25 protein-coding genes are annotated in these 22,522 nt (G+C 69.2%); 7 read left to right on the forward strand and 18 right to left on the reverse strand.

From position 1 onward, the window contains the following. Positions 1-154: 154 nt before the first annotated feature. From ABZV40_RS31950 to ABZV40_RS31975, 6 genes are all read right to left on the reverse strand, one after another. The gene (locus ABZV40_RS31950) at positions 155-1,801 is read right to left on the reverse strand and encodes an AMP-binding protein (RefSeq protein WP_355449856.1); all 1,647 of its coding nucleotides are present in this window, start codon (positions 1,799-1,801) and stop codon (positions 155-157) included. Between the two features lie 146 nt (positions 1,802-1,947). Beyond that, entirely contained in the window at positions 1,948-2,643 is a 696-nt protein-coding gene (locus ABZV40_RS31955; RefSeq protein WP_355449859.1) for a GntR family transcriptional regulator, read from the reverse strand. After that, the gene (locus tag ABZV40_RS31960) at positions 2,643-3,410 is read right to left on the reverse strand and encodes a 3-oxoacyl-ACP reductase (RefSeq protein WP_189254840.1); all 768 of its coding nucleotides are present in this window, start codon (positions 3,408-3,410) and stop codon (positions 2,643-2,645) included. The genes ABZV40_RS31955 and ABZV40_RS31960 overlap by 1 nt, the downstream gene beginning before the upstream one ends. Before the next feature lie 29 nt (positions 3,411-3,439). After that, positions 3,440-4,792, reverse strand: coding sequence for an aldehyde dehydrogenase family protein (locus tag ABZV40_RS31965; protein WP_355449863.1), 1,353 nt, complete (start codon positions 4,790-4,792; stop codon positions 3,440-3,442). Beyond that, positions 4,789-5,481: a gamma-glutamyl-gamma-aminobutyrate hydrolase family protein gene (locus tag ABZV40_RS31970; RefSeq protein ID WP_355449866.1), complete on the reverse strand. Its 693-nt coding sequence runs from the start codon at positions 5,479-5,481 to the stop codon at positions 4,789-4,791. Before ABZV40_RS31970 ends, ABZV40_RS31965 begins: the two co-directional genes overlap by 4 nt. Next, complete coding sequence (locus ABZV40_RS31975) at positions 5,468-6,808, reverse strand: glutamine synthetase family protein (RefSeq protein ID WP_355449869.1); 1,341 nt, start codon at positions 6,806-6,808, stop codon at positions 5,468-5,470. The genes ABZV40_RS31970 and ABZV40_RS31975 overlap by 14 nt, the downstream gene beginning before the upstream one ends. A 125-nt stretch (positions 6,809-6,933) precedes the next feature. Here ABZV40_RS31975 and ABZV40_RS31980 point away from each other — a divergent pair, with 125 nt between their 5' ends. From ABZV40_RS31980 to ABZV40_RS31990, 3 genes are read left to right on the forward strand one after another with little or no spacing between them, the layout of a single operon-like run. Continuing rightward, the gene (locus ABZV40_RS31980; RefSeq protein WP_355449872.1) at positions 6,934-8,469 is read left to right on the forward strand and encodes an amino acid permease; all 1,536 of its coding nucleotides are present in this window, start codon (positions 6,934-6,936) and stop codon (positions 8,467-8,469) included. Next, the gene (locus ABZV40_RS31985; protein WP_355449874.1) at positions 8,469-9,368 is read left to right on the forward strand and encodes an NAD-dependent epimerase/dehydratase family protein; all 900 of its coding nucleotides are present in this window, start codon (positions 8,469-8,471) and stop codon (positions 9,366-9,368) included. The genes ABZV40_RS31980 and ABZV40_RS31985 overlap by 1 nt, the downstream gene beginning before the upstream one ends. After that, positions 9,361-10,224 (forward strand): 3-hydroxybutyryl-CoA dehydrogenase, encoded by an 864-nt coding sequence (locus ABZV40_RS31990; protein ID WP_355449876.1) that lies wholly within the window; start codon positions 9,361-9,363, stop codon positions 10,222-10,224. The genes ABZV40_RS31985 and ABZV40_RS31990 overlap by 8 nt, the downstream gene beginning before the upstream one ends. On the opposite strand, the gene ABZV40_RS31995 is transcribed toward ABZV40_RS31990, so the two are convergent. After that, positions 10,225-11,112 (reverse strand): LysR family transcriptional regulator, encoded by an 888-nt coding sequence (locus ABZV40_RS31995; RefSeq protein WP_355449878.1) that lies wholly within the window; start codon positions 11,110-11,112, stop codon positions 10,225-10,227. A 71-nt stretch (positions 11,113-11,183) separates the two neighbouring features. On the opposite strand from ABZV40_RS31995, the gene ABZV40_RS32000 reads away from it, so the two are divergent. Both ABZV40_RS32000 and ABZV40_RS32005 read left to right on the forward strand, forming a co-directional pair. Next, positions 11,184-11,588, forward strand: a complete 405-nt coding sequence (locus tag ABZV40_RS32000) for a nuclear transport factor 2 family protein (RefSeq protein ID WP_355449880.1) — start codon at positions 11,184-11,186, stop codon at positions 11,586-11,588. Positions 11,589-11,611: 23 nt separating this feature from the next. Further along, positions 11,612-12,319, forward strand: a complete 708-nt coding sequence (locus ABZV40_RS32005) for a class I SAM-dependent methyltransferase (RefSeq protein ID WP_355449883.1) — start codon at positions 11,612-11,614, stop codon at positions 12,317-12,319. Positions 12,320-12,460: 141 nt separating this feature from the next. Here ABZV40_RS32005 and ABZV40_RS32010 read toward each other — a convergent pair whose 3' ends face one another. The 6 genes from ABZV40_RS32010 to ABZV40_RS32035 all read right to left on the reverse strand — a co-directional run bounded on the left by ABZV40_RS32010 (position 12,461) and on the right by ABZV40_RS32035 (position 17,961). After that, positions 12,461-13,045 (reverse strand): ATP/GTP-binding protein, encoded by a 585-nt coding sequence (locus tag ABZV40_RS32010; protein WP_355449885.1) that lies wholly within the window; start codon positions 13,043-13,045, stop codon positions 12,461-12,463. Then, positions 13,026-13,391 carry a DUF742 domain-containing protein gene (locus ABZV40_RS32015; protein ID WP_355449888.1) on the reverse strand — a complete coding sequence of 122 codons (366 nt, stop codon included), beginning with the start codon at positions 13,389-13,391 and terminating at the stop codon, positions 13,026-13,028. Before ABZV40_RS32015 ends, ABZV40_RS32010 begins: the two co-directional genes overlap by 20 nt. After that, positions 13,391-13,825 (reverse strand): roadblock/LC7 domain-containing protein, encoded by a 435-nt coding sequence (locus ABZV40_RS32020; RefSeq protein WP_045312938.1) that lies wholly within the window; start codon positions 13,823-13,825, stop codon positions 13,391-13,393. The genes ABZV40_RS32015 and ABZV40_RS32020 overlap by 1 nt, the downstream gene beginning before the upstream one ends. Further along, a complete protein-coding gene (locus ABZV40_RS32025) occupies positions 13,822-16,152 on the reverse strand; it encodes a nitrate- and nitrite sensing domain-containing protein (RefSeq protein ID WP_355449891.1) in 2,331 nt (776 codons plus the stop codon). Before ABZV40_RS32025 ends, ABZV40_RS32020 begins: the two co-directional genes overlap by 4 nt. 225 nt (positions 16,153-16,377) lie before the next feature. After that, the gene (locus tag ABZV40_RS32030) at positions 16,378-17,277 is read right to left on the reverse strand and encodes a superoxide dismutase (RefSeq protein ID WP_355449893.1); all 900 of its coding nucleotides are present in this window, start codon (positions 17,275-17,277) and stop codon (positions 16,378-16,380) included. Between the two features lie 96 nt (positions 17,278-17,373). Next, positions 17,374-17,961, reverse strand: a complete 588-nt coding sequence (locus tag ABZV40_RS32035) for an FAD-dependent monooxygenase (protein ID WP_355449896.1) — start codon at positions 17,959-17,961, stop codon at positions 17,374-17,376. On the opposite strand from ABZV40_RS32035, the gene ABZV40_RS32040 reads away from it, so the two are divergent. After that, positions 17,960-18,301: a TetR/AcrR family transcriptional regulator C-terminal domain-containing protein gene (locus ABZV40_RS32040; RefSeq protein WP_355449899.1), complete on the forward strand. Its 342-nt coding sequence runs from the start codon at positions 17,960-17,962 to the stop codon at positions 18,299-18,301. The genes ABZV40_RS32035 and ABZV40_RS32040 overlap by 2 nt on opposite strands. On the opposite strand, the gene ABZV40_RS32045 is transcribed toward ABZV40_RS32040, so the two are convergent. The 5 genes from ABZV40_RS32045 to ABZV40_RS32065 all read right to left on the reverse strand — a co-directional run bounded on the left by ABZV40_RS32045 (position 18,238) and on the right by ABZV40_RS32065 (position 22,079). After that, complete coding sequence (locus ABZV40_RS32045; protein ID WP_355449902.1) at positions 18,238-19,080, reverse strand: helix-turn-helix transcriptional regulator; 843 nt, start codon at positions 19,078-19,080, stop codon at positions 18,238-18,240. The two genes, ABZV40_RS32040 and ABZV40_RS32045, sit on opposite strands and share 64 nt — an antisense overlap. Positions 19,081-19,200: 120 nt before the next feature. After that, positions 19,201-19,935, reverse strand: coding sequence for a hypothetical protein (locus ABZV40_RS32050; RefSeq protein ID WP_355449905.1), 735 nt, complete (start codon positions 19,933-19,935; stop codon positions 19,201-19,203). A 50-nt stretch (positions 19,936-19,985) separates the two neighbouring features. Continuing rightward, on the reverse strand, positions 19,986-20,309 hold the full coding sequence (locus ABZV40_RS32055; RefSeq protein ID WP_355449908.1) for a hypothetical protein: 324 nt from the start codon (positions 20,307-20,309) through the stop codon (positions 19,986-19,988). 66 nt (positions 20,310-20,375) lie between these two features. Next, positions 20,376-20,630, reverse strand: coding sequence for a hypothetical protein (locus tag ABZV40_RS32060; protein ID WP_355449910.1), 255 nt, complete (start codon positions 20,628-20,630; stop codon positions 20,376-20,378). Positions 20,631-20,639: 9 nt separating this feature from the next. Continuing rightward, a complete protein-coding gene (locus ABZV40_RS32065) occupies positions 20,640-22,079 on the reverse strand; it encodes a PucR family transcriptional regulator (protein ID WP_355449913.1) in 1,440 nt (479 codons plus the stop codon). Between the two features lie 128 nt (positions 22,080-22,207). On the opposite strand from ABZV40_RS32065, the gene uraH reads away from it, so the two are divergent. Further along, positions 22,208-22,522 (forward strand): hydroxyisourate hydrolase, encoded by a 315-nt coding sequence (uraH, locus tag ABZV40_RS32070; RefSeq protein ID WP_355449916.1) that lies wholly within the window; start codon positions 22,208-22,210, stop codon positions 22,520-22,522.

A 22,522-nucleotide genomic window follows, 5' to 3' on the forward strand; every position in this document is an offset into this window, starting at 1 on the left:
CGCACGGCGCCCTCCACCCCGCCCCCCGCGCGCCCCACGCGCGTTACTCCCCCCCCCCCCCACGACCCCCGTCGTGCGCTCCCCGAAAGCCAGGAACGCACGCCTCCGCGGGAATAATCCCCCTCGTTCCGCGGAGGCGTGCGTTCCGCCCGGATCACTGGGAGTGCTGCGGCCCCAGCCGGATCGACAGCAGCTGTCGCCGCAGCACCTTCCCGGTCGCGTTGCGCGGCAGCTGCGGCACCACCACGACCTCGCGCGGGACCTTGTGCCGCGCCAACCGGGTCCGCACGAACTCGCGCAGCTCCACCACGTCGATCCGCGCCCCCGCCACCGGCACCACGAAGGCGCGCAACCGTTGCCCGTACTCGGGGTCCGGCACGCCGAGCACCGCCGCGTCGCGCACGCGGTAGTGGGTCATCAGCAGGTTCTCCACCTCGACCGGGTACACGTTCTCGCCGCCGGACACGATCATGTCGTCCTCGCGGCCGTCGAAGTACAGGCGCCCGGCGGGGTCGAAGTGGCCGAGGTCTCCGGTGGACACCAGGCCGTCGATGCTGTCCTTGTGCGTTCCGTCCGTGTAGCCGTCGACGGTCAACGAGCCGCGCACGAAGATGCGGCCCGTAACGAAGGAACGCGTGATGCGGTTTCCGTTGTCGTCGTACAACCTCACGATGCAGTTGTGCGGTGGCATGCCCACGCACGACGGTGCGGCGGCCAGGTCCTGCGGCGTGGCGACGGTGGCGACCGCGACCTCCGTGGAGCCGTAGAGGTTGTAGAGCACCGGCCCCAGCGCGGCCATCGTGCGCTCGACCAGGTCCGGCGGGAGTGTCGCGCCCGAGCAGAACACCACCCGCAGGTGCCGCAGGTCGAACGAGTCCAGCACGGACCGGTCGAGCTCCATGATCCGCTGCAGCATCGTCGGCACCAGCACGATCGTCGTGCACCGCTGGCCCTGCACCGACCACAGCGTCCGGCGCGGGTCGAACCGCCGTTGCAGCACCGCGCGCGAGCCCAGCGACAACGCGAGCGTCAGATGCGAGTAGCCGACCGCGTGGAAGATCGGGGCGGCGATGAACGTCGACTCCCCCGCCCGCATCGGGATGCGGTCCAGGAAGTCCGACGCCGTCAGCACCGACTTGATCTCGCGGTAGGTGCCCTTCGGCGTGCCGGTCGTGCCGGACGTCAGCTGGATGACGATGCCCGGCTCGCGCGGCGGTTCCAGCTCCCCGCGCGGCGCCTTCGCCACCAGCTGGTCGAGTGTCGGCGTGCGCCGGTCCAGGCCGTCGCGCGACCACGCGAGCCACCGCGGGATCGACGGCGGCAGCTGGTGGAACAGCGGCGTGAACTCCTCGTCGTGAATGACGACCATCGCGCGTTCACGTTGCAGGAGATCGAGAACGACGGGAGCACCGAACCCGGTGTTCACCAGCAACGCGCGCACGCCGAGCTTCGCGCACGCCAGCAGGGTTTCCACCATTCCGCGGTGGTTGCGGCACATCACGGCGACGACGTGCGTGTGCTGCACCCCCAGCGCGCGCAGTCCCTGTGCGATCGCGGTGGAACGCCGGTCCAGCTGCCGGTAGGTCACCGAACCTCGTTCGTCGACGACCGCGACACCGTCCGGGTTCAGCCGGACGGCACGGCGCAGCGCCGTGACGTTCGGCCCCCAGACCTTGACCTCTTTCAACGCCTGCACGGACATCTTGAAGTTCGTGAGACTCACCATGCCCGCGGCGGACAAGACACGGAGTGAGTGCACCCGGCCCACGGCGTCGCGAAACACCTTGCGCAACCCTGGCATCAACAGCTCCTCGCGCTGCAAGTCCCCGAGGTATTCGGACGGTAACTGTCCGCAAGCCCCACGCCAAGAGTTGTTCCATGCGGAATGTGCATGACAACGCGACAATCGGACCTGTAAACGTTTTCATGTTACGGGAGTCTGCTCGCTCAGACCAAAAAACCTCGCAGCAACGACGCCGTGCCGTCGAGGTGCTCCGCCATCGCCTGCCTCGCCGAGGCCGGGTCTCCGTCCAAAATGGAGGTGATGATGCGCTCGTGCTGGGCGTTGGAGTGGGCGAGGTTCGGCTCGAGCAGCGGGATGGTGTCGAGCAGCTCGTTCACCCGCATCCTGGAGTCCGCCACGGCCGCGGTGAGCGCCGCGGACCCGGTGGCCTCGGCGATCGCCAGGTGCAGCCGCGAGTCCTTGCGCCGGTACTCCACCAGCGACGCGGTCGACGCCTCTTCCAGCCGCGCACGCAGGCCGCGGCGTTCGGCCGGGCCGAGCGACCGGCCCGCCGCGGTCTCCGCGGCACCGGTCTCCAGGACTTTCCGCAGCGTGAGCACGTCGTGGATGTCGCCGAACTCCTTGCCGGGCGCGGACTTCGGGATCACGTCGTTGACGAACGTGCCGCCGTAGCGCCCCCTGCGGGACTCGACGTAGTTGTTCTCCTGCAACGATCTGATGGCCTCGCGCACGGTCACCCGGCTCACGCCGAGCCGGGTGGCCAGCTCCCGTTCGGACGGCAGCCGCTCACCCGGCACGACGACGCCGAGCCGGATGGCCTGCATGAGCCGTTCGACGGTCTCTTCGAAAGCGTTGCCCGCCCGCACGGGGCGGAACAACGCCTCCTCCGCGTGTTCCATTAGAGCGGTGTCACGTACGCGCCGGCGATGCCGCCGTCCACCAGGAAGTTCGACGCGGTCATGAACGACGAGTCGTCGGAGGCCAGAAACGCGACCGCGGCGGCGATTTCCTCAGGTTCGGCGAACCGGCCCAGCGGGACGTGGACGAGACGCCGTGCGGCCCGCTCGGGGTCCTTCGCGAACAGCTCCCGCAGCAACGGAGTGTTGACCGGCCCGGGGGAAAGCGCATTCACCCGGATGCCCTCGCGCGCGAACTGCACGCCGAGCTCGCGGGACATCGCCAGCACGCCGCCCTTCGACGCCGTGTAGGAGATCTGCGACGTCGCCGCGCCCATCGTCGCCACGAACGACGCCGTGTTGATGATGGAACCCTTGCCGTTGGCCTGCATGTGCGGGATGGCGTACTTGCAACACAAATAAACCGACGTGAGGTTCACCTTCTGGACGCGCTCCCACGCCTCGATGCCCGTCGTCAGGATCGAGTCGTCGTCGGGCGGCGAGATGCCGGCGTTGTTGAACGCGATGTCCAACTTGCCGTAGGTGTCCACAGTGGTCTGGAAAAGCGCTTTGACCTGTTCCTCGTCGGTCACGTCGACCTGGACGAACAGCCCGCCGACCTCGTCCGCAGCCGCCTTGCCGGTCGCCGGGTCGAGATCGGCGACGACGACCTTCGCGCCCTCGCTCGCGAACCTGCGCACGGTCGCGAGTCCGATGCCGCTGCCGCCACCCGTCACGACGGCCACGCGGCCCTCGAGTCGCTGCACCATTTCTGAATCTCCTCGTGTGTGTTTCAGGTTCACGTAGCGATGAAGACGTTCTTGACTTCGGTGAAGCTGTCGAGCGCGTCCGGACCGAGCTCACGGCCGAGCCCGGACTGCTTCACGCCGCCGAACGGCGTCCAGTAGCGAACGGACGAATGCGAGTTGACAGACAGATTTCCGGCCTCGACCGCGCGCGACACCCGGATGGCGCGGCCGACGTCCCGCGTCCAGATCGAACCGGACAGCCCGTACTCGGAGTCGTTCGCGATCCTGATCGCGTCGGCCTCGTCGGTGAACGGCAGCACGACCACGACCGGTCCGAAGATCTCCTCGGTGACCGTGCGGTCGCCGGGAGACGGCGTGAGAACCGTCGGCGGGAACCAGAACCCCGGTCCGTCCGGGGCGCTTCCCCGGAACGCCACCGGGGCGTCGTCTGGTACGTAAGACGCGACCTTGCCGAGGTGCGCCGCGGAGATGAGCGGCCCCATCTCGGTGGCGTCGTCGCCGGGCTCGCCGACCTTCACGCCCTTGACCGCGGGCTCCAGCAGTTCCATGAACCGGTCGTAGACGCTCGCCTGCACGAGGATCCGCGAGCGAGCGCAGCAGTCCTGCCCGGCGTTGTCGAACACCCCGTACGGCGCGGTCGCGGCCGCCTGCTCCAGGTCCGAGTCCGCGAACACGATGTTCGCCGACTTGCCGCCCAGCTCCAGCGTCACGCGCTTCACCTGGTCCGCGCAGCCCGCCATGATCTGCTTGCCGACACCCGTCGACCCGGTGAAGACGACCTTGCGCACCAACGGGTGCGTGACGAACCGGTTGCCGACGACGCTGCCCTTGCCCGGCAGCACCTGGAACACGCCCTCGGGAATCCCGGCTTCCAGGGCCAGCTCACCGAGCCGGATCGCGGTCAGCGGCGTGAGCTCGGCGGGCTTCAGCACCACCGTGTTGCCGGCCGCGAGAGCGGGCGCGAAGCCCCACCCGGCGATCGGCATCGGGAAGTTCCACGGCACGATCACGCCGACGACGCCGAGCGGCTCGTGGAACGTGACGTCCAGGCCGCCGGGCACCGGGATCTGCTTGCCGAACAACCGTTCCGGGGCGGCCGCGTAGTAGTGCAGGACGTCGCGGACGTTCCCGGCCTCCCAGCGCGCGTTGCCGATGGTGTGGCCGGAGTTCTCGACCTCCAGCCGTGCCAGCTCCTCGCTGTGCGCGTCGACGAGCTCCGCGAACTTCCGCAGCAACCGCCCGCGGTCGCCGGGAGCGACGTTCCGCCAGCTCTCGAACGCCCGCTGCGCCCGGACGATCGCCGCGTCCGTCTCTTCGGGAGAGGTGTGCGCAACGGTCCGCACGACCTTCTCGGTGGCGGGGTTGATGACGTCAAAGGTCACGCGCTTCTCCTTGCCGCGTCCACGAGAGCCTCGAACAGCCTCAGGTCTTCGATGTCCTGCTCCGGGTGCGACTGCACGCCGACGACGAACCGCGCGCCTTCCAGCTCCACGGCCTCGACCGTGCCGTCGGACGCCCGCGCGGTCACCCGCAGGCCGTCCGCGACCCGGTCCAGCGACTGGTGGTGATGGCACTGCACGTCGGTGCGGTCGCCCAGGATCGCGTGCAGCCGCGTGCCGGGGTCCACCGCGATGCCGGTGTGCTCGAACACGCCCGGCGCCGGGTTGTGGCCCTCGATGTGCTGGTGCAGCGTGCCGCCCAGCGCCACGTTGAGCACCTGCATGCCCCGGCACACGCCGAGCACCGGCAGGTCGAGCTTCAGCGCGGCGGCGACGAGCGCGAACTCGGCGTCGTCGCGGTCGCGGCGCGGTTCACCGGTCTTCGGGTGCGGCTCGGCACCGTAGGCGGCGGGGTCGACGTCGGCGCCGCCCGCGATCACCAGCCCGTCGAGGAAGCCGATCGTCTCGGCGGTCCAGGTGCCGACCGGGGGCAGCATGACCGGGTTGCCGCCGGCCCGCACCACGCAGTCGAGGTAACCGCGGTAGAGCACCGCGGCCTCCACGTCCCAGTGGCCGAAGCGCGTGCGCTCCAGGTACGTGCTGATGCCGATGAGTGGCTTAGAGGCGCTCAAACCCGCGTACCTTCTCCCAGTCCGTGATCGCCGCGTCGAACGCGTCGAGCTCGACCCTGGCCGCGTTCAGGTAGTGGTCGACGACATCCTTGCCGAACGCCTCCCGGGCGAGCTCACTGGCCGCCAGCAGCTCGGCCGCCTCGCGCAGCGTCGTAGGCACGGTCGGCCGGTCCGACGCGTAGGCGTTGCCGACGAACTCGTCCTCCAGCGCGAGCTTGTTCTCCACGCCGTGCAGCCCTGCCGCGATCAACGCCGCCACCGCGAGGTACGGGTTCACGTCACCACCGGGCACCCGGTTCTCGAACCGGAGCGACTGCCCGTGGCCGACCACGCGCAGCGCGCACGTGCGGTTGTCCCGGCCCCACGCCACCGCCGTCGGCGCGAACGACCCCTTCACGAAACGCTTGTAGGAGTTGATGTTCGGCGCGAAGAAGTAGGTGAGCTCGCGCAGCGCGGCCAGCTGGCCGGCGAGGAAGTGCTGCATCAGCTCCGACATGCCGTGCCCCTCGGCGAACACGGGCTCGCCGTCCTTCGAGCGCACGGAGAGGTGGATGTGGCAGGAGTTGCCCTCGCGTTCGTTGTACTTCGCCATGAACGTGAGCGACTTGCCCTGCTGCGCCGCGATCTCCTTGGCGCCGTTCTTGTAGATGGCGTGCTGGTCGCACGTCCGCAGCGCCGTCGTGTAGCGGAACGCGATCTCGTGCTGGCCGGGGTTGCACTCGCCCTTGGCCGACTCGACGACCATGCCCGCGCCCGTCATGCCGTTGCGGATGGCCCGCAGCAACGGTTCGACACGCGCGGTGCCCAGCAACGAGTAGTCGACGTTGTACTGGTTCGACGGCGTGAGGTTGCGGTAGCCGGCGTTCCACGCCTGCTCGTAGGTGTCGTCGAAGACGATGAACTCCAGCTCGGTGCCGACGTAGCACTCCAGGCCGAGCGCGGCCAGCCGGTCGAGCTGCCTGCGCAGGATCTGCCGCGGTGAGGCGACGACCGGGTCGCCGTTCTCCCAGACGAGGTCGCACATGACGAGCGCGGTGCCCTCCTGCCACGGCACGCGCCGCAGCGTCGAGACGTCGGGCTTCATCACGAAGTCGCCGTACCCGCGCTCCCAGCTGGACATCTCGAAGCCGCTGACCGGGTTCATCTCGACGTCGACGGCCAGCAGGTAGTTGCAGCCCTCCGCGGCGTGCCCGAGCACCTCGTCGAGGAAGTACCGCGCCGCGCACCGCTTGCCCTGCAGACGACCCTGCATGTCCACGATCGCGACCAGGACGGTGTCGATCTCACCGGTGTCCACGGCCTCGCGCAACTCCTCGACGGTCAGCATCCCGCGTTCCTCCAAAGGTATGTCTGCGAGCCATTGGCCGCACCATCTTGACACCATCAGGTGATGCGCGCCACCCTTCACCACCGTCTAATGGACTGGACGGAGTCCAAAAGAGGAGGACGCCGATGAGTCACGAAGCAGACAGTCCCGCCACCTCGCTCTCCGCAGACGAACAACGACTCCACGAGCTCGGCTACGCACAGGAGCTGGCCCGGACCATGTCCGGGTTCTCCAACTTCGCCGTGTCCTTCACGATCATCTCCATCCTGTCCGGCTGCCTGACCCTGTACGGCTTCGGCATGAACACCGGCGGTCCGGCGCTGATCGTGTGGGGCTGGCCGTTCGTCGGCCTGATGACCCTGATCGTCGGCCTCGCGATGGCGGAGGTCTGCTCCAGCTACCCGACCGCGGGCGGGCTGTACTACTGGGCGGCCAAGCTCGCACCGAGCAACGGCGCCGCCTGGTCGTGGTTCACCGGCTGGTTCAACTTCCTCGGCCAGGTCGCGGTGACGGCGGGCATCGACTTCGGCGCGGCGTTCTTCATCAACGCGTTCCTGGACCTGCAGTTCGGTTTCGCCGCCACGCCGCCGAACACCATCCTGATCTTCGGCATCGTGCTGGTGCTGCACGGGTTGCTCAACACGTTCGGCGTGCGGCTCGTGGCACTGCTGAACGACGTCAGCGTGTGGTGGCACATCATCGGCGTGGTGGTCATCGTCGGGGCGTTGGTGATCCTTCCGTCCGAGCACCAGTCCGCCTCCTACGTCTTCACGACGTTCGTCAACAACACCGGCTGGCCGTCGGCGTTCTACGTCGGCCTGCTCGGACTTCTGCTGGCGCAGTACACCTTCACCGGTTACGACGCCTCGGCGCACATGACGGAGGAGACGCACGACGCGGCCCGCAGCGGCCCGCGCGGCATCGTGATGTCGATCGTGGTCTCGCTGATCGCGGGCTGGGTGCTGCTCGTCGGCATCACGTTCGCCATCCGCGACTACGACGGCGCGATCAACAGCGCGACCGGCGTGCCGCCGGCGCAGATCTTCATCGACGCGCTGGGCGTGACCGGCGGCAAGCTGCTGCTGCTCATCGCGATCGGCGCGCAGCTGTTCTGCGGCATGTCCTCGGTGACCGCGAACTCGCGGATGATCTACGCCTTCTCGCGTGACGGCGCGCTGCCGGCGTCCTCGATCTGGCACAAGATCAACAAGCGCACCCGCACACCCACGAACGCGATCTGGCTGGCCGCGGGCGGCGCGTTCGTGCTCGGCCTGCCGTACCTGTGGAACGCGACGGCGTACGCGGCGGTCACGTCGATCGCGGTGATCGGCCTCTACATCGCCTACGTGCTGCCGACCCTGTTGCGGCTGCTGCAGGGCGAGCGGTTCGAGCGCGGGCCGTGGCACCTCGGCCGGTGGAGCAAGCCGATCGGTGTGGTGGCGGTCCTCTGGGTCGTGTTCATCACCGTGCTGTTCATGCTGCCGCAGGCGTATCCGGTGACGGCGAAGACGTTCAACTACACGCCGATCGCGGTGCTGGTCGTGCTCGGGTTCGCCGGGATCTGGTGGCTCGCGTCGGCGCGGAAGTGGTTCACCGGCCCCAAGGTCCAGGGCACGCCGGAGGAACTGGCGGCGATCGAGCGGGAGCTGGACTCGATCTGATGCCACGCGCACTGATCCTCGGCGGCACGGGCCTCATCGGCCGTGCCGCCGCCCGGCGCCTGCGTGCGAGCGGGTGGACCGTCGACGCCCCCGGTCGTGAGGTGAACCGAGAAGACCCCCGGGCACTGGCTCGCGCGCTGGGCGACGGAGCCGACCTCCTGGTCGACTGCCTCTGCTACACGGCCGCGCACGCCAGAACGCTGCTTCCGCTGGCCCGCAACGCGACCTCGACCGTGATGATCTCCGCCAAGGCCGTCTACGTCGACGACGAGGGCCGGCACGTCAACTCCGCCGAGCCGCCGCGGTTCGCCGGCCCGGTCACCGAGGACCAGCCGACGATGGCGCCCGGTGACATGGACTACCAGACCCGCGAGGGCTACGGCGCCAACAAGGTCGCCGCCGAGCACACGGTGCTGGACAGCGGACTGCCGATCACCGTGCTACGACCGTCCAAAGTGCACGGAGTCGGCAACAAGCGCCCGCTGGAGAAGTACTTCGTCGAGCGCGTCCTCGCCCGGCATCCGGTGGTGCTGCTGGCATCCAGAGGCGAAGGCGTCGACCACCCGACGGCCGCGGCCAACATCGCCGCGCTCATCGAGACGGTCGCCGCCCGGCCGGGACAGCGCGTTCTCAACGCCGCGGACCCGGACGCCCCGAACGGCCTGGAGATCTCCCGGATCATCGCGCGGCACTTCGGCCACGACTGGCGGGAGATCCTGCTGGACCACGACAAGCTCGGCCGCCACCCGTGGCACCGCGGGTTCGTCCTCGACACCTCCGCCGCCACCGCGCTCGGCTACCGCCCGGCCGGCGACTACGCCACCACCGTCGCCGAGACCCTGGACCGGCTCGGCACCGAGCTTCGAGCAGTTCGTGGCAGGATCGGGCGTTGTGAGTGACATTCAACGTGTGGGAGTCGTCGGTTCCGGCCTCATGGGCTCCGGAATCGCCGAGGTGAGCGCCCGCGCCGGCCTCGACGTCATCGTCGCCGAGGTCAACGCGAGCGCGGCCGAGGCGGCGCAGGGGCGGATCGCCTCGTCGCTGGCCAGAGGCGTGAAGGCGGGCAAGCTCAGCGAGGCCGACCGCGACGCCGCGCTGGGGCGCATCCGGTTCACGACCGACATCGGCGAGTTCGCCGACCGTCAGTTCGTGGTCGAGGCGGTCGCCGAGAACGAGCAGATCAAGACCGACGTCTTCGCCGCGCTCGACAAGGTCGTGAAGGACGAGGACGCCATCTTCGCGTCCAACACGTCGTCCATCCCGATCATGAAGCTGGGCATGGCCACCGGCCGTCCCGAGCAGGTCATCGGCGTGCACTTCTTCAACCCGGTGCCGGTGCTGAAGCTGGTCGAGATCGTGCCGTCCCTGCTGACCGGCGCCACCACCCAGGTCCGCGCGGAGGCGTTCGTGCGCGCCACGCTGGGCAAGGAGGTCATCCGCTCGCAGGACCGCGCCGGCTTCGTCGTCAACGCGCTGCTGATCCCGTACCTGCTGTCGGCGATCCGCATGCTGGAGTCCGGTTTCGCCTCCGCCGACGACATCGACAACGGCATGGTGCTCGGCTGCGCCCACCCGATGGGCCCGCTGCGCCTCACCGACCTGATCGGCCTCGACACCACGAAGGCCATCGCCGAGTCGATGTACGACGAGTTCAAGGAGCCCCTGTACTCGCCGCCGCCGTTGCTGCTGCGCATGGTGGACGCGGGCCTGCTGGGCAAGAAGTCCGGGCGCGGGTTCCACAACTACGCGAAGTGATCAGGGCCGCCGCCGGACCAGCACGGCCAGTTCGGCGGCGGCGTCCCTGAGCAGCTCGGCGAACGCCTCGGTAGGCCGGTGCGCCCGGCGGCAGGCGACCGCCGTGACGCGCACCGCCGCCGGGTCGTCGATGCGCGTGACGGCGACCGACGGCGGCAGCGCCGGCACGACCAGTCCCGGCACGACCGTGACCCCCAGCCCTGCCGAGACCAGGCCCAGCTTCGCCACCCAGTCCCGTGCCACGTAGGCGATCTCCGGCTCCTCACCGGCCCACGCACCGAGCAACGTCGTGCCCGGCTCGGCACTGCCCGCGATCCACCGCTGCCCCCGCAACGCCTCACCCGTGACACTCGGCTGCCCGGCGAACGGGTGCCCGAGCGAGGTCGCGACGAACAACGGGTCCTCCAGCAGCGGCGTCACCTCGACCCCCTCCGGCGGCACGACCCCGGTGACGACGGCGAGGTCCAGCCGCCCGCGCGCCACGGCTTTCACGAGACCGGGGCTCAGCCCCTCGCGCAACGTCACGCGCGTCGCCTTGCTCAGCGCCGCGATGGCGTGCGGCACCAGCACCGCCATCGCCGTGGAGAACGCCCCGACCCGCAACCGCCCGGCCGGCCGCGCGGCCATGTCCTGCAACTGCTGCTGGGCGGCGTCCAACTCCCCCAGCACCACCTCGGCGTGCCGGACGACGACCCGCCCGGCGTCGGTCAACCGCACCCCGCGCGCCTGCCGTTCGAACAGGACCTGCCCGGCCGCCTGCTCCATGAGCGCGATCTGCCGCGACACGGCCGACTGCGTGTACCCCAGCCGTTCGGCCGCGTGGGAGAACGACCCGTGGCGGCCCGCTTCCCGCACCACCCGCAGCCCGACGACCGTGAACTCACCCATGCGTGAAACTGATACCACACATGCGAGACTGTCGTTTGTCGCATAGCTCGCCCGCTCCTAGCGTGATCGGCATGGGAGCAGCCGAGAACAAGAAGCAGATCCAGGCCGTCTTCGACCAGATGGCCTCGGGCAACACCACCGCGCTGAGCGAGGCGATGGCGGACGACTTCCGCTGGGTGTTCCCCGGCGGCTGGTCGTGGTCGGGCACCTGGGGACCGAAACGGGTCGCGCTCGGCGGCCTGCTGCGGCCGTTGATGGCCCAGTTCACCGACTACCGCTGCGAAGCCGACCTCGTCCTGGCCGAGGACGACCGCGTGGTGGTCCAGGCCCGCGGCCACGGCACGACGACGCGGGGCGAGCGGTACGAGCAGACGTACTGCTTCATCCTGCGCATGGCGGACGGGAAGATCACCGAGCTGGTCGAGCACTGCGACACGGCGCTCGTGGAGCGGGTGCTGGACCGCCCGGCGGCCTGAGCGGCTGTGCTTGTATTGATCACATGTCTGGGGTGACGAACGACTACGACCGGCTCGCCGAGGCGTACCCCGAGTCGAACCAGGACGGCATCTACAACGCCTACTACGAGCGCCCCGCGATGCTGGCTCTCGCCGGGGACGTGACGGGCAGGCGGGTCCTCGACGCCGGCTGCGGCTCCGGCCCGTTGCTCGCCGAGCTGCGCGAACGGGGTGCGGAGGTGAGCGGCTTCGACCTGAGTCCCGGCATGCTGGACGTGGCTCGCCGTCGCGTTCCGGATGCCGACCTGCGCGTCGCCGACCTCGCCGCCCCGCTGCCCTACGCCGACGCCGAGTTCGACGACGTGATCATCTCGCTGGTGCTGCACTACCTGGAGGACTGGGCGCCACCGCTGGCCGAGCTGAGGCGGATCCTCAAGCCGGGCGGCCGCCTGCTCGTCTCGGTCGACCACCCGTTCGCCGTGCACATGATCCACCGCGCGGAAGGCCGCCGGACCAACTACTTCGAGGCCTACAACTGGACCGAGGAGTGGGACCACGGCGGCGAGCCGGTGCTGATGTCGTTCTGGAACCGGCCGCTGCACGCGATGACCGGCGCCTTCACCGCGGCCGGGTTCGCCATCACCGAGATCGCCGAGCCGCTGCCGGTGCCGGAGGCGCGCGAGAAGTTCCCGGAGGACTACCGCGCGCTCACGACCAGCCCGAGCTTCCTGTTCTTCGTGCTGACGGCTTAGCCCGCGGCTTCCAGCCGCCGCCACGTCCGCTGTCGATGAAGGGCTCCTTCCTCCACCTCACGTGGATGAAGGAGCCCTTCATCGAGCACCAGGCGCGCCGCGCTCGGGCTCGCGTGACAGGCAGAACTTCCGGCCAGGTGCTCAGACCGCGGCTTCCAGCCGGTTCATCGAGTGCTGGATCAGCCCGACCAGCACGGCCTTCGACGACTCGCGGTCCCGCGCATCGCACAGCACCACCGGGATCGAGTCGTCGAGGTCCAACGCGTGCCGCACCTCGTCCACCGTGTAGAGCTGCGACCCGTCGAAGCAGTTCACCGCCACCACGAACGGGATCCCGCGGTGCTCGAAGAAGTCGATCGAGGGGAACGACGAGTCCAGCCGCCGCGTGTCCACCAGCACGACCGCGCCGATCGCCCCGGTGGCGAGCTCGTCCCACATGAACCAGAACCGGTTCTGCCCCGGCGTGCCGAAGAGGTACAGCACGACGGTCGTGTTGATGGTGATGCGGCCGAAGTCGAGGGCGACGGTGGTGGTGTCCTTGCCCTCGACACCGGCGAGGTCGTCGACGTGCACGCCGGCCTCGGTGAGCAGTTCCTCGGTGCGCAGCGGCGGGATCTCGGAGACCGACGCGACCATGGTGGTCTTGCCGGTGCCGAACCCGCCCGCGATGACGATCTTGACCGCGGTCGGCACGGTCAGCTGGTCGTCAGATCCCACGAACACCATCCAGTACGGCCTGCAGGAGATTCCGGTCGGGAATCTGGGGGGAGGAGTTGTGCACGAGCACGTCGCCTCGCTCGATGAGGTCCGACAGCAGGACCTTCACCACCACGAGCGGCACGTCGAGGTACGCGGCGACCTCGGCGACCGACAGGGGGCGTGCGCACAGCGCCATGATCTCGCGATGTTCGACCGTCAGCGACGTCTGGTCGGACGCAACCGAGGAGGCCCGGACCTGCGTCACGAGGTGGAGGTCAGGCGCGTTCGGCCGGGTGCGGCCGCGCACCATGGCGTAGGGCCGCACCAGCGGCCCCGCGGCCTCGTCGTACCACCAGTCCTCCCGCGCGGTCATCAGCGTGACTCGCGTGCCGTGGGCACGGTCGCCTGTTCTGCGCGCGGGGCCGACGAGAGGTAGGTGCCCACTCGCTTGACCAGCATGTTCATCTCGTACGCGATCATGCCCATGTCGGCGTCCTCCTCGCCCAGCACGGCCAGGCAGGCGCCGTGCCCGGCGGCCGTCACGAACAGGTAGGCGTGCTCCATCTCGACGATGGTCTGCCGCACGGCGCCGCCGCCGAAGTGCCGCCCGGTGCCGCGGGCCAGCGACTGGAACGCCGACGCCATCGCCGAGAGGTGTTCGGAGTCGTCGCGGGAGAGCCCGGCCGAGCGGCCGAGCAGGAGTCCGTCCGCCGACAGCACGACCGCGTGACGGGCGCCGACCACGCGCTGGATGAGGTCTTCCAGCAGCCAGTTCAGTTCGCCGTGCTGGCTGGTGTTGTCCTTCATGACGAGGGGGCTCCTTCTGATCTCCAGTCGTCGGTCAGCCGGGCGTCGCGGGTGCCGCGCTGGAACGCGGCGAGCCCGTCTCGGATCCGCTCGGCCGGCCTTTCGCCGGTCACCGGTTCGGCGTGTGGCATCTCCTCCGCGGACTGCATGAGCTGCGGCGCGAGGTTCTGCCGCTTCTTCCTGCGGGGAAGGGGTGCCTTCCCGTCCTGAGGAGTCACCACGGGGGGTGGTACGTCCACCGATGCATCTGTTGCGGAAACGGCTGGGGCGGCCGTTGCGTTCAGTGCCTCCCGCACCTCGGGTGCGAGCGTCACCGGGAAGCTCGGGTGTTCCTCGACGTGACCGTGGTGCTGGTCGTGGAACGACCGCACCGGCATCTGCGTGGTCTCGGTGATGTCGCCCGCGGTGTTGTGCGGGGCGACGATGTTCGGCGGCAGCACGCACAGCGCGACCGTGCCGCCGTAGGGCGAGTCGCGCAGCTCCACCTTGATGCCCCGGCGCGCGGCGAGCCTGGCGACGACGAAGAGGCCGAGGCGGGACTCGCCGCGGAACGCCATCGTCTCGAAGTCCGGCGGGTTGGAGAGCTTCGCGTTGGCCTGCAGGCGTTCCTCCTGCGTCATGCCGAGCCCGTGGTCCTCGATCTCGATCACGATGCCGTGCGGCACGGCGCTCGAGTGGATGATCACCTCGGACCGCGGTGACGAGAACGCCGTCGCGTTGTCGACGAGCTCCGCGAGCAGGTGGATGGTGTCGGCGACGGCGACACCGACGAGCGCGCGGTCGGGCACCGGGTTGACCTTGACCCGCACGTACTGCTCGGTCTCGGCGACCGCGGCGCGGATGACGTCGCTCAGCCGCACCGGCTTGCGCCACTGCCTGCCCGGCTGCTCGCCGGCGAGGATGATCAGGTTCTCCGCGTTGCGGCGGGCCCGCGTCGCCAGGTGGTCGAGCTGGAAGAGCGAGTCGAGCTGGTCGGGGTTCTCCTCCTCGCGTTCCAGCTTGTCGAGGATCTTGAGCTGCCGGTGCACGAGCCCCTGGTTGCGGTGCGCGATGTCGAGGAAGACCCGGTTGACGCCCTCACGGGCCTGCGTCTCCTTCACCGCGGCCGCGACGGCCGTGTACTGGGCGGTGTTGAACGCGTCGGCGACCTGGCCGATCTCGTCGTTGCCGTAGTCCAACGGCGGCATGTCGCGGTGGATGTCCACCTGCTCGCCGCCGCGCAGCCGCGCCACGATGTGCGGCAGCCGTTCCTGCGCGAGCCGCAGCGTGTCCTCTCGCAACGACGCCAGCCGCGTGACCAGGGCCCTCGACACGAGCCGGTTCGAGATGCGCAGCGCCAGCACGATGCCGACGACGACCGCGAGCAACGCGATGAGGCTGCCGATCAGCACGGCGGTGAACCGGCTGTTGGCCTTGTCGAGGCCGAGGACCGCGCCGTCCTGCGCCTGCTGGGCCGCGATCCGCACGAGCTTCTCGTGCACCGGACCGGCCGCCGCGCGCCACTGCTGCTCGGTGACCGACATGTCGCCGTTGATGATCCGGCCCTCGAGATCGAGCAACGCCCGGTACTCCGAGCTCGTGCGCAGCGCGTCGTACTGGCTGCGCGGCTCCTGCAGCGAGAACGGGATCGTGGCGTCGACACTGGCGTGATAGGCGCCGACGAGCTTGGCGAACTCGACGCGTTCGGCCGGGGTGAACTTGCCGTTGAGCAGCCCGCGTGAGCCGATCGTGGCGCCGCGGGACATCCAGTCGGCCGCCTGGAAGATAGACACGGCCTGCAGGTTGGCCTGCCCGGCCTCCGCGTCCGGCACGAGGCGCGCCTGGTGGCTGAAGAGCGCGACGCCCGCGTCCATGAGGCTGTTGTAGTAGTCGTAGACCGCCTGCGGGTTCGCGGTGCGGGCCTCGACCTGGCCGCGCTGCTGCGGCAGCTCGTTCAGCAGGGCGTTCAGCACGTTCACGCGGTCGACGACGTCCTGCGGCGAATTGCCCGAAAGTTCCGCGAACACGTCTTTCATCTTGCGCAGCGACTCGTCGGTCTGCCCCTGCTGCGTCTTCAGCGCGGCCACGTCGACGCCGGGCGCCTTGCTCAGCAGCACGAGGCTCAGCTGACGTTCCTTCTGCAGTCCCGCGAACGCCTCCGCCGACGGGGACGCCATGTCCCGCACGCTCGACGCGATCGAGCGCATGTAGAAAGCGTCGAAAACGGTGTAAGAGGAGAAAACGGCCCACATGACCAGCAACACGACACTGGGCACGACGACCACTCCGGCCAACCGCGACCGAATGGTCCGGTAGTTGGTCGGTGTGTAACCGCTCTTCTCGTTCACAGCGCTCTCACGGTCTCCTGTGTCCCACGGCTAGCGCTGCGGGTAACCCGAGTCACTCCTTCGGCTGCAATACGGTAACAAGTGGAGATCATCGTTACCCAATGACAGCGATCACACGCAGTACGCGGTTGGCAGGCTACCCAGTCGAGTGAGCCCTGCAACACCCGGTCCGGGGGTTCTTGGTATGTAGGAACCCCCGGACGGGCTAGTTCCGCGGCTGGAGTTCTACGGGCGTTCGACAGCGACCACGGTGTAGGTCGTGTCCGGCGCGGGCGGGGTGCTGAACCGGGCATTCGGCAGGTAGAGGCGCTTGCCGAACGCCGCGACCGTCGTCGGGACGTCGAACCGCGGGTCCGTGCGTTCCGCGGCGAGTGTCGCCCCGTCACGGCCGAGCGTGTATCGCGCGACTTTGTTCAGCCTGTTTTGCACCACGTACAACTGCCGTCCCTCGCGCAACAGACCGTCACCATTGACAAGTGTTTGACCACTCAAATTGATGCCGGTCGTCTGCCCGGTACGAACATCAATACGAAAGAGCTTGCCGGTGTTGCTCTGCACGGAGATCAACGTGCCGTCGAACCCGGTGACGATGCCGTTGAGGTTCGTCGCGCCAGGTGTCACGACAAGATCACCGGTGAGCGGAAGAGTCCGGAACGGCTTGAGGTTCAACGGCACCTCGTAAAGCACCGCCTTGCGCGAGTCGGTGAACCACGCCGACCGGTCCGTCAGCACCACGTCGTTGACGAACGTGTCCGCCGTCGCGAACTGGAACTTGGCCAGCAACGCGCCGGTGCGGGTGTCGTAGACGCGTGCGTCGCCGCCAACACCACCGGCGACCCACAGTCTCTTGCGCGCATCGACCTTCATGCCGAGCGACGGCGTGCCCGGCCCCTTGGCGAGCACCGCGCCGCGGCCGGTGCGCAGGTCCGCCGCGTAGATCGACCCGTCGGCCCGCGACCCGAAGTAGGCCGTGGTGCCACTGATCGCGATGCCTTCGGGTTGCCACCCGTTGGGCAGGGAGAACTCCGTCGGGAAGTGTGTGGACGCGTCTGCGGTGGCCGGCGCCGCGGCGGTGAGCGTGACGCCCAGGACCGCCGCGAGCAGGACACCGAACCTGCGGTACATGCCGCCTCCTAACCAGAGTGGATGTCCCGGATCGGGAGCACCTTCCGATCCTTCTCCAGTCGGCGGTGGAACCGGAGTTTTCTCAGGAATCCGACATCACCACAGCTCAGCGGGCGGGCCGAGCCAGGCGGTCGACGCCGCATGGAGACCGTCGGTCTCGCCGAACGCGACCCATGCGAGGTAGCCGTCCGGGCGGACCAGCGCGGCCATCGGCTGGTCCGGGAACGCGACCGGCAGCGCGGTCACCACCCGGACCCGATCGCTCCACGGCGCGGCGACCGCGGCGGCACCCGAGTCCACGTCGAGCAGCACCGCCCGTCCGTCGCAGAAGCACGCCGTCAGGGTGGTGCCGTCGTCGAGCGGCAGGTCAGGCACCCGGCGGCCGACGAGCGGGTGATCACCGGGCAGGTCGTAGTGCTGCCAGCCGCCGCCGATCATCGACACCACGTAGGTCGCGCCGTCGGGAGTGTCGAGCAGGTCGGCCATCACCTCGCGCAACGCGTCCGCGCGCGGACCTCGCGCCGTACTGAGCGCGGTCTGCGCCATGCTCCACTTCTGCACCCACGCACCAATGGGATGCCGCTCGGCCGTGTAGGTGTCGAGCAGCGAGTCCGGTGCCACGCCGCGCGCGACCAGGGCGAGCTTCCACCCGAGGTTGGCCGCGTCGCCGAGGCCGAGGTTCATGCCCTGGTGGATGGAGCTGACGCTGTCGGCGTTCGTGCTCGGCCACGTGCTGGGCGAGCTCGGCGACCAGGAGGCGGCCAGGCGGTCGGGCCTGAGCCACGAGCAGTGGGTGGAACAACAGGGCGAGTACGGTCCGACGATCATGAACAGCGGCCTCTACCCGAGGTTCACCAGAGTGATCATCGAGGCCGAGACCCCCCACTCCCCCGACCGCCAGGACCGGGGGTTCGAGGCGGGGCTGGACCGGGTGCTGGACGGTCTGGCCGCCCACCTGCCCTACAGCTCGGCGGCGGCCTCGGCGATGAGCTCCAGCGACTCACCCGGATCCAGCGCGACCTGACACAACCCCGCGAACCGCTGCGCGCACAACTCGGTCAGCCCCGGCTCCTCCACGTACTCACCCCGCAGGAACGTCTCCAGATACGCCACGTCGTTGTGCTGACGATGCGGAAAGCTCAGCAACGTGAACGGCGACCCCATCGCCGGATACGCCCCCGCACCACGCGGCACCACCTGCACGCTCACCGCCGGATGCTCACTCACCTCCATCAGGTGCAACAGCTGCGCCTTCATCACCCGCGGCCCACCCACCACCTGCCGCAGCACCGCCTCCGGGAACACCGCCTGCACCACCAACGGATCCTTGTCCGCCAACCGCGACGACCACGCCTCCCGCGCCATCGCCAGCCGCGCCGTCCGCACCGGGTCATCGCTCTGCAACGCCGCCTGCGTGTAACCCGACAGCTGAAACACCGAAGGCACCAGATCCGTCGTGAACACCCGCAGCAACGTCGACTCGAACACCAGATTCGCGAAGTCCGCCGCCGGATCAAAACCCACATCGCAGTTGTGCGTGCGCCTGCGCAACCGTTCCGCGTACTGCGCCTGCAACACCACGGACTGCCATTCCGCGGTCGGCACCTTGTACACGTAACCCAGCGCCATGATGTCCACCGCCGCCGACGGCTGCACCGCGTTCTCCATCATCGACAACTTGGCGCTGCTGAAACCCACGCGCTGGCCGGCCTCGGTGAGGCTGAGCTCCCGCTCCGCCCGCCACCCAGCCAACCGCCGCCCGACAGCGCGCTCGAGCGCGGTGGCCCGGAAATCCTTCGGCATGACGCGAAGGATATGACCAATTCGGATTACCGAATGGGACCACCCGCTGTGGACAACCCTTTAACGGGTGAGTTTCCCGTTTATCGCGGACCTATGGCGTTGAACGCACAATTTGCATTGTTAGCGTTTTGTGCGCGCATGGGCACGCACGAGCTCATGGAACCTGAACGCGTCGCCGACCTCCGTCAGCAACGACTTCTCGACCAGGTCGTCCAGCGCGTCCTCGACGTCGCACTCCGGTTCCCCGGCGATCGCCGCCGCCACCGGGACACCGAACGTGTCCGGCTGCCACGCGCACAGCCGGTAGAGCCGCGCCTGCCGTTCCGGAAGCTCCACATAGGACAGATCGAGCAGCTCTTCGAGGCGGCCGTCGTCGGCGAGCGGTTCGAGGTGGATCTCCTGCGCCTGCGGGAGGTTCAGCTTCGAACGACTCGTCACGAGCACGGTGCCGGACGCGGGCAGCAGCGGCGTCACCTGCTCGGCCGAGTCCGCGTTGTCCAGCAACAGGGTGAACTGCCGACGTGCGGTCAGGCTGCGGAACAACGCCACACTTTCGTCAACCTCCACGTCACTCAGCCCGAACGCCCTCAGCAGATCGCCGAGCGGCTCGCGCACGGCCAGGTCGACGTAGAGCTGGTCACCGGATCCCCTGTCCTGCAACCACTTGAGCGCCAGCGCGGTCTTCCCCACCCCGCCGGGCCCGCTCACCACCGTCACCCCGCCCGCCCGGACGGCCGCGAGCTCGTCGCCCCTGCCGACGAAGTGCCGCGGCGCCGCCGGTGGCCGCAACTGCGGCGGCACCCCGGTCCGGTAGCGGATCGCCGCGGTGGCGGCCCTGGTCAGAACGTCACTCATCACCCGTACCTCCCCAACACGTTGAAGCTACGGGCTTTCCCCTTCTTGCGTCAGGCGGCCGTCGAGTGATCGCACGACAGCGCCGCACCCATTCGGGAAGTCGCGGACTTCACCTGCCGCCCGTTGACGATGATCTTGCACGTGAGCTCGCCGTGCACGCCCTCCAGCCGGATGACGATCCGCCCTTTGCGCGCTCCGATGCGTTCGAACGGCAGATCGGGGTTGCGCAGGGTGCGTTCCTCCTCGCCGGGGAACGAGTAGGTGAGCCGGTCGGTCGTGCCCGTTCCCTCGACCACCACGCGGATTTCGGGCCGTGCCGCGCAGCCGGCGCCCCCGGCCAGCAGCAGGCCCACGAGTAAGACGGCGGTCTTCATGGCCGAAACGGTAAGAAACAGCAGCGTGCGAGGACATCAGCCTGAAGGCGCAAGCCGCATCAGCCGTCAGACTGACAACCCGCGCTCCCGCAGGCGCTCTTCCAGCCGCAGCCGTTCGATGCTCCGATCCATGCCTTCCGGCAGGAGGTGCAACCGGTGCTCGACCTCCAGCGCGTCGCAGGCCTGCACGAGCAACGCGTCGTAGGCCTGGCGGGCGGCGATCTTCTTGACCGCCGACGTGCCGGGCTCGAAGTTCGCGAGCGTCCTGCGTACCCGGCGGAGGTCCGCCGCGATGCGTTCGATCGGCCGACGCTCGGGCACTCGTCCAAGCTACCCCGTCTGCAACGCCAGGAAGAGGTCCACGCGCGCCTCGAACTCGCCCAGGTCCACGCCGAGCAGCTCCTCGACCCGGCCCACCCGGTACCGCAACGTGTTCACGTGGACGTGCAGCTTCCCCGCGGCCGCGGTCCACGAACCGGAGCAGTCCAGGAACACCTTCAACGTGCCGATCAGGTCCGTCCCGTGCTCGGCGTCGTAGTCCAGCACCGGCCCGAGGAGCCGTCGCCGCAACGACGCCCGCAACTCCTCCGGCACGCCCGCGAGCAGCAGTTGGTGCAGCGCGATCTCCTCGCCCGCCACCACACACGTGCGGCCGCCCCGCCGTTCGCCGAGCTGCCGCGCGTGCGTGGCCTCCTCCGCCGCGCCCCGCAGCCCGCGCGACCCGACGGGCGAGCTGATTCCGGCGAGCACCCGTGAGGAACCGAGGCCCGGCTCCATCACGCGCATCGCTTCGCGCACGTCGTCCGGCACCGAGTCGCCTGCCCTGGCGATCGCGTAGACGGTGTCGCCGACCGGCGTGACGAGCGCGGCGGGCAGGGCTTCCTCCAGCACCGCGGCCGCGAGATCGGTCCGCTGGTCGGAGGTCACCGCGCTGATCACCCGCAGCCGGGCGTTCTCCAGGCCGGCCGCCGCCAGCCGTGACTCGACGTCCGGGGATCCGGCCAGCACCGCGGTGACCAACGGGCCTGCGGTCCGGTTCTCGATCTGACGGCCCTGCGCCTGCCGGAGCCGTTCCAGCGCCACGAGCGACGCGAGCTCGGCGGCGGCCTCCTGCTGCGGTTCCCCGCCCACGACGAGGATCCAGCTGGTGAGCCGGGTGCCGCCGCGTTCGGAGACGGGCACGAGGGTCACGCCCCTGACCGTCTTCGGCAACCGGTCGGCCTGCAGGAACTCCTTCACCAGCGCCACCCGGTCGGGCAGCTCGCCGCCGGCCACCACCCGGCCGGTCGTCGACAGGACCCAGCACGGCGCACCCAGCTCGTGCCCGCCCGCCAGCAACAACGCGGGCAGGCCGGAGCCCTCCGCGACGACGTTCAGCAGACGCCGGTGCCGGGACAGCCCGACCAGTTCCATCGACACGCGCTCGGTGATCGTCGCGAACGACAGGTCGACCGGCACCTCCAGCAGCGGCACGTGGTGGCGTGCGCAGGCGTCGACGAGGTCGGCGGGCAACGCGCGGTTCTCGGTCTCGCTGGCCGCCAGACCGGCGACGCGGGCCGTGGCGAGCGAGCGGACGAACGTCTCGGAGTCCTGCGGGCCGTGGTGCCAGAGCAGGCCCGACAGCACGAGCTCCCCGCCGGACAGGTACCGGCTGGGGTCGGGCAGCTCCGTTCCGTACACGCGGGTGACCGTGCGGTCCAGCTGGTCGTCACCGGTGCGCAGGCTCAGGCGCAGTTCCGGCATCTGCAGCAACGTCCGCAGCAGCAACATGGGAGGTCACTTTCGTCCATTCGTGTTTGTAGGAAAGCACAAATTCGTTACGTGTAGGAGCCTGCTGATTCATGTAATCCGGCCGTAGCTCAGGGACACATCAGGTCTGTGTACTGGCTCACAACCAGATGGGAGGGCGAGTGACGATCTCCACGCACGTGCTGGACGCGGCACGCGGCAGGCCGTTCGCGGGCATCACCGTGTCGCTGCAGCGCCGCGACGGGACCGAGGTGAGCTCCGCCGAGACGAACGCCGACGGCCGGATCACCGGATGGGGTGATGGCCTGGAAGCGGGGATCTACCGGCTGGTCTTCGACACCTCGCAGGCCGCGCCGTTCTTCCCCGAGGTCGTGCTCACGTTCGACTACTCCGATCCGGCGCAGCACTACCACGTGCCGCTGCTGCTGTCGCCGTTCGCCTACTCCACCTACCGAGGTAGCTGA

The sequence above is a fragment of the Lentzea sp. NPDC004782 genome, assembly GCF_040609115.1.
Taxonomy (GTDB): domain Bacteria; phylum Actinomycetota; class Actinomycetes; order Mycobacteriales; family Pseudonocardiaceae; genus Lentzea.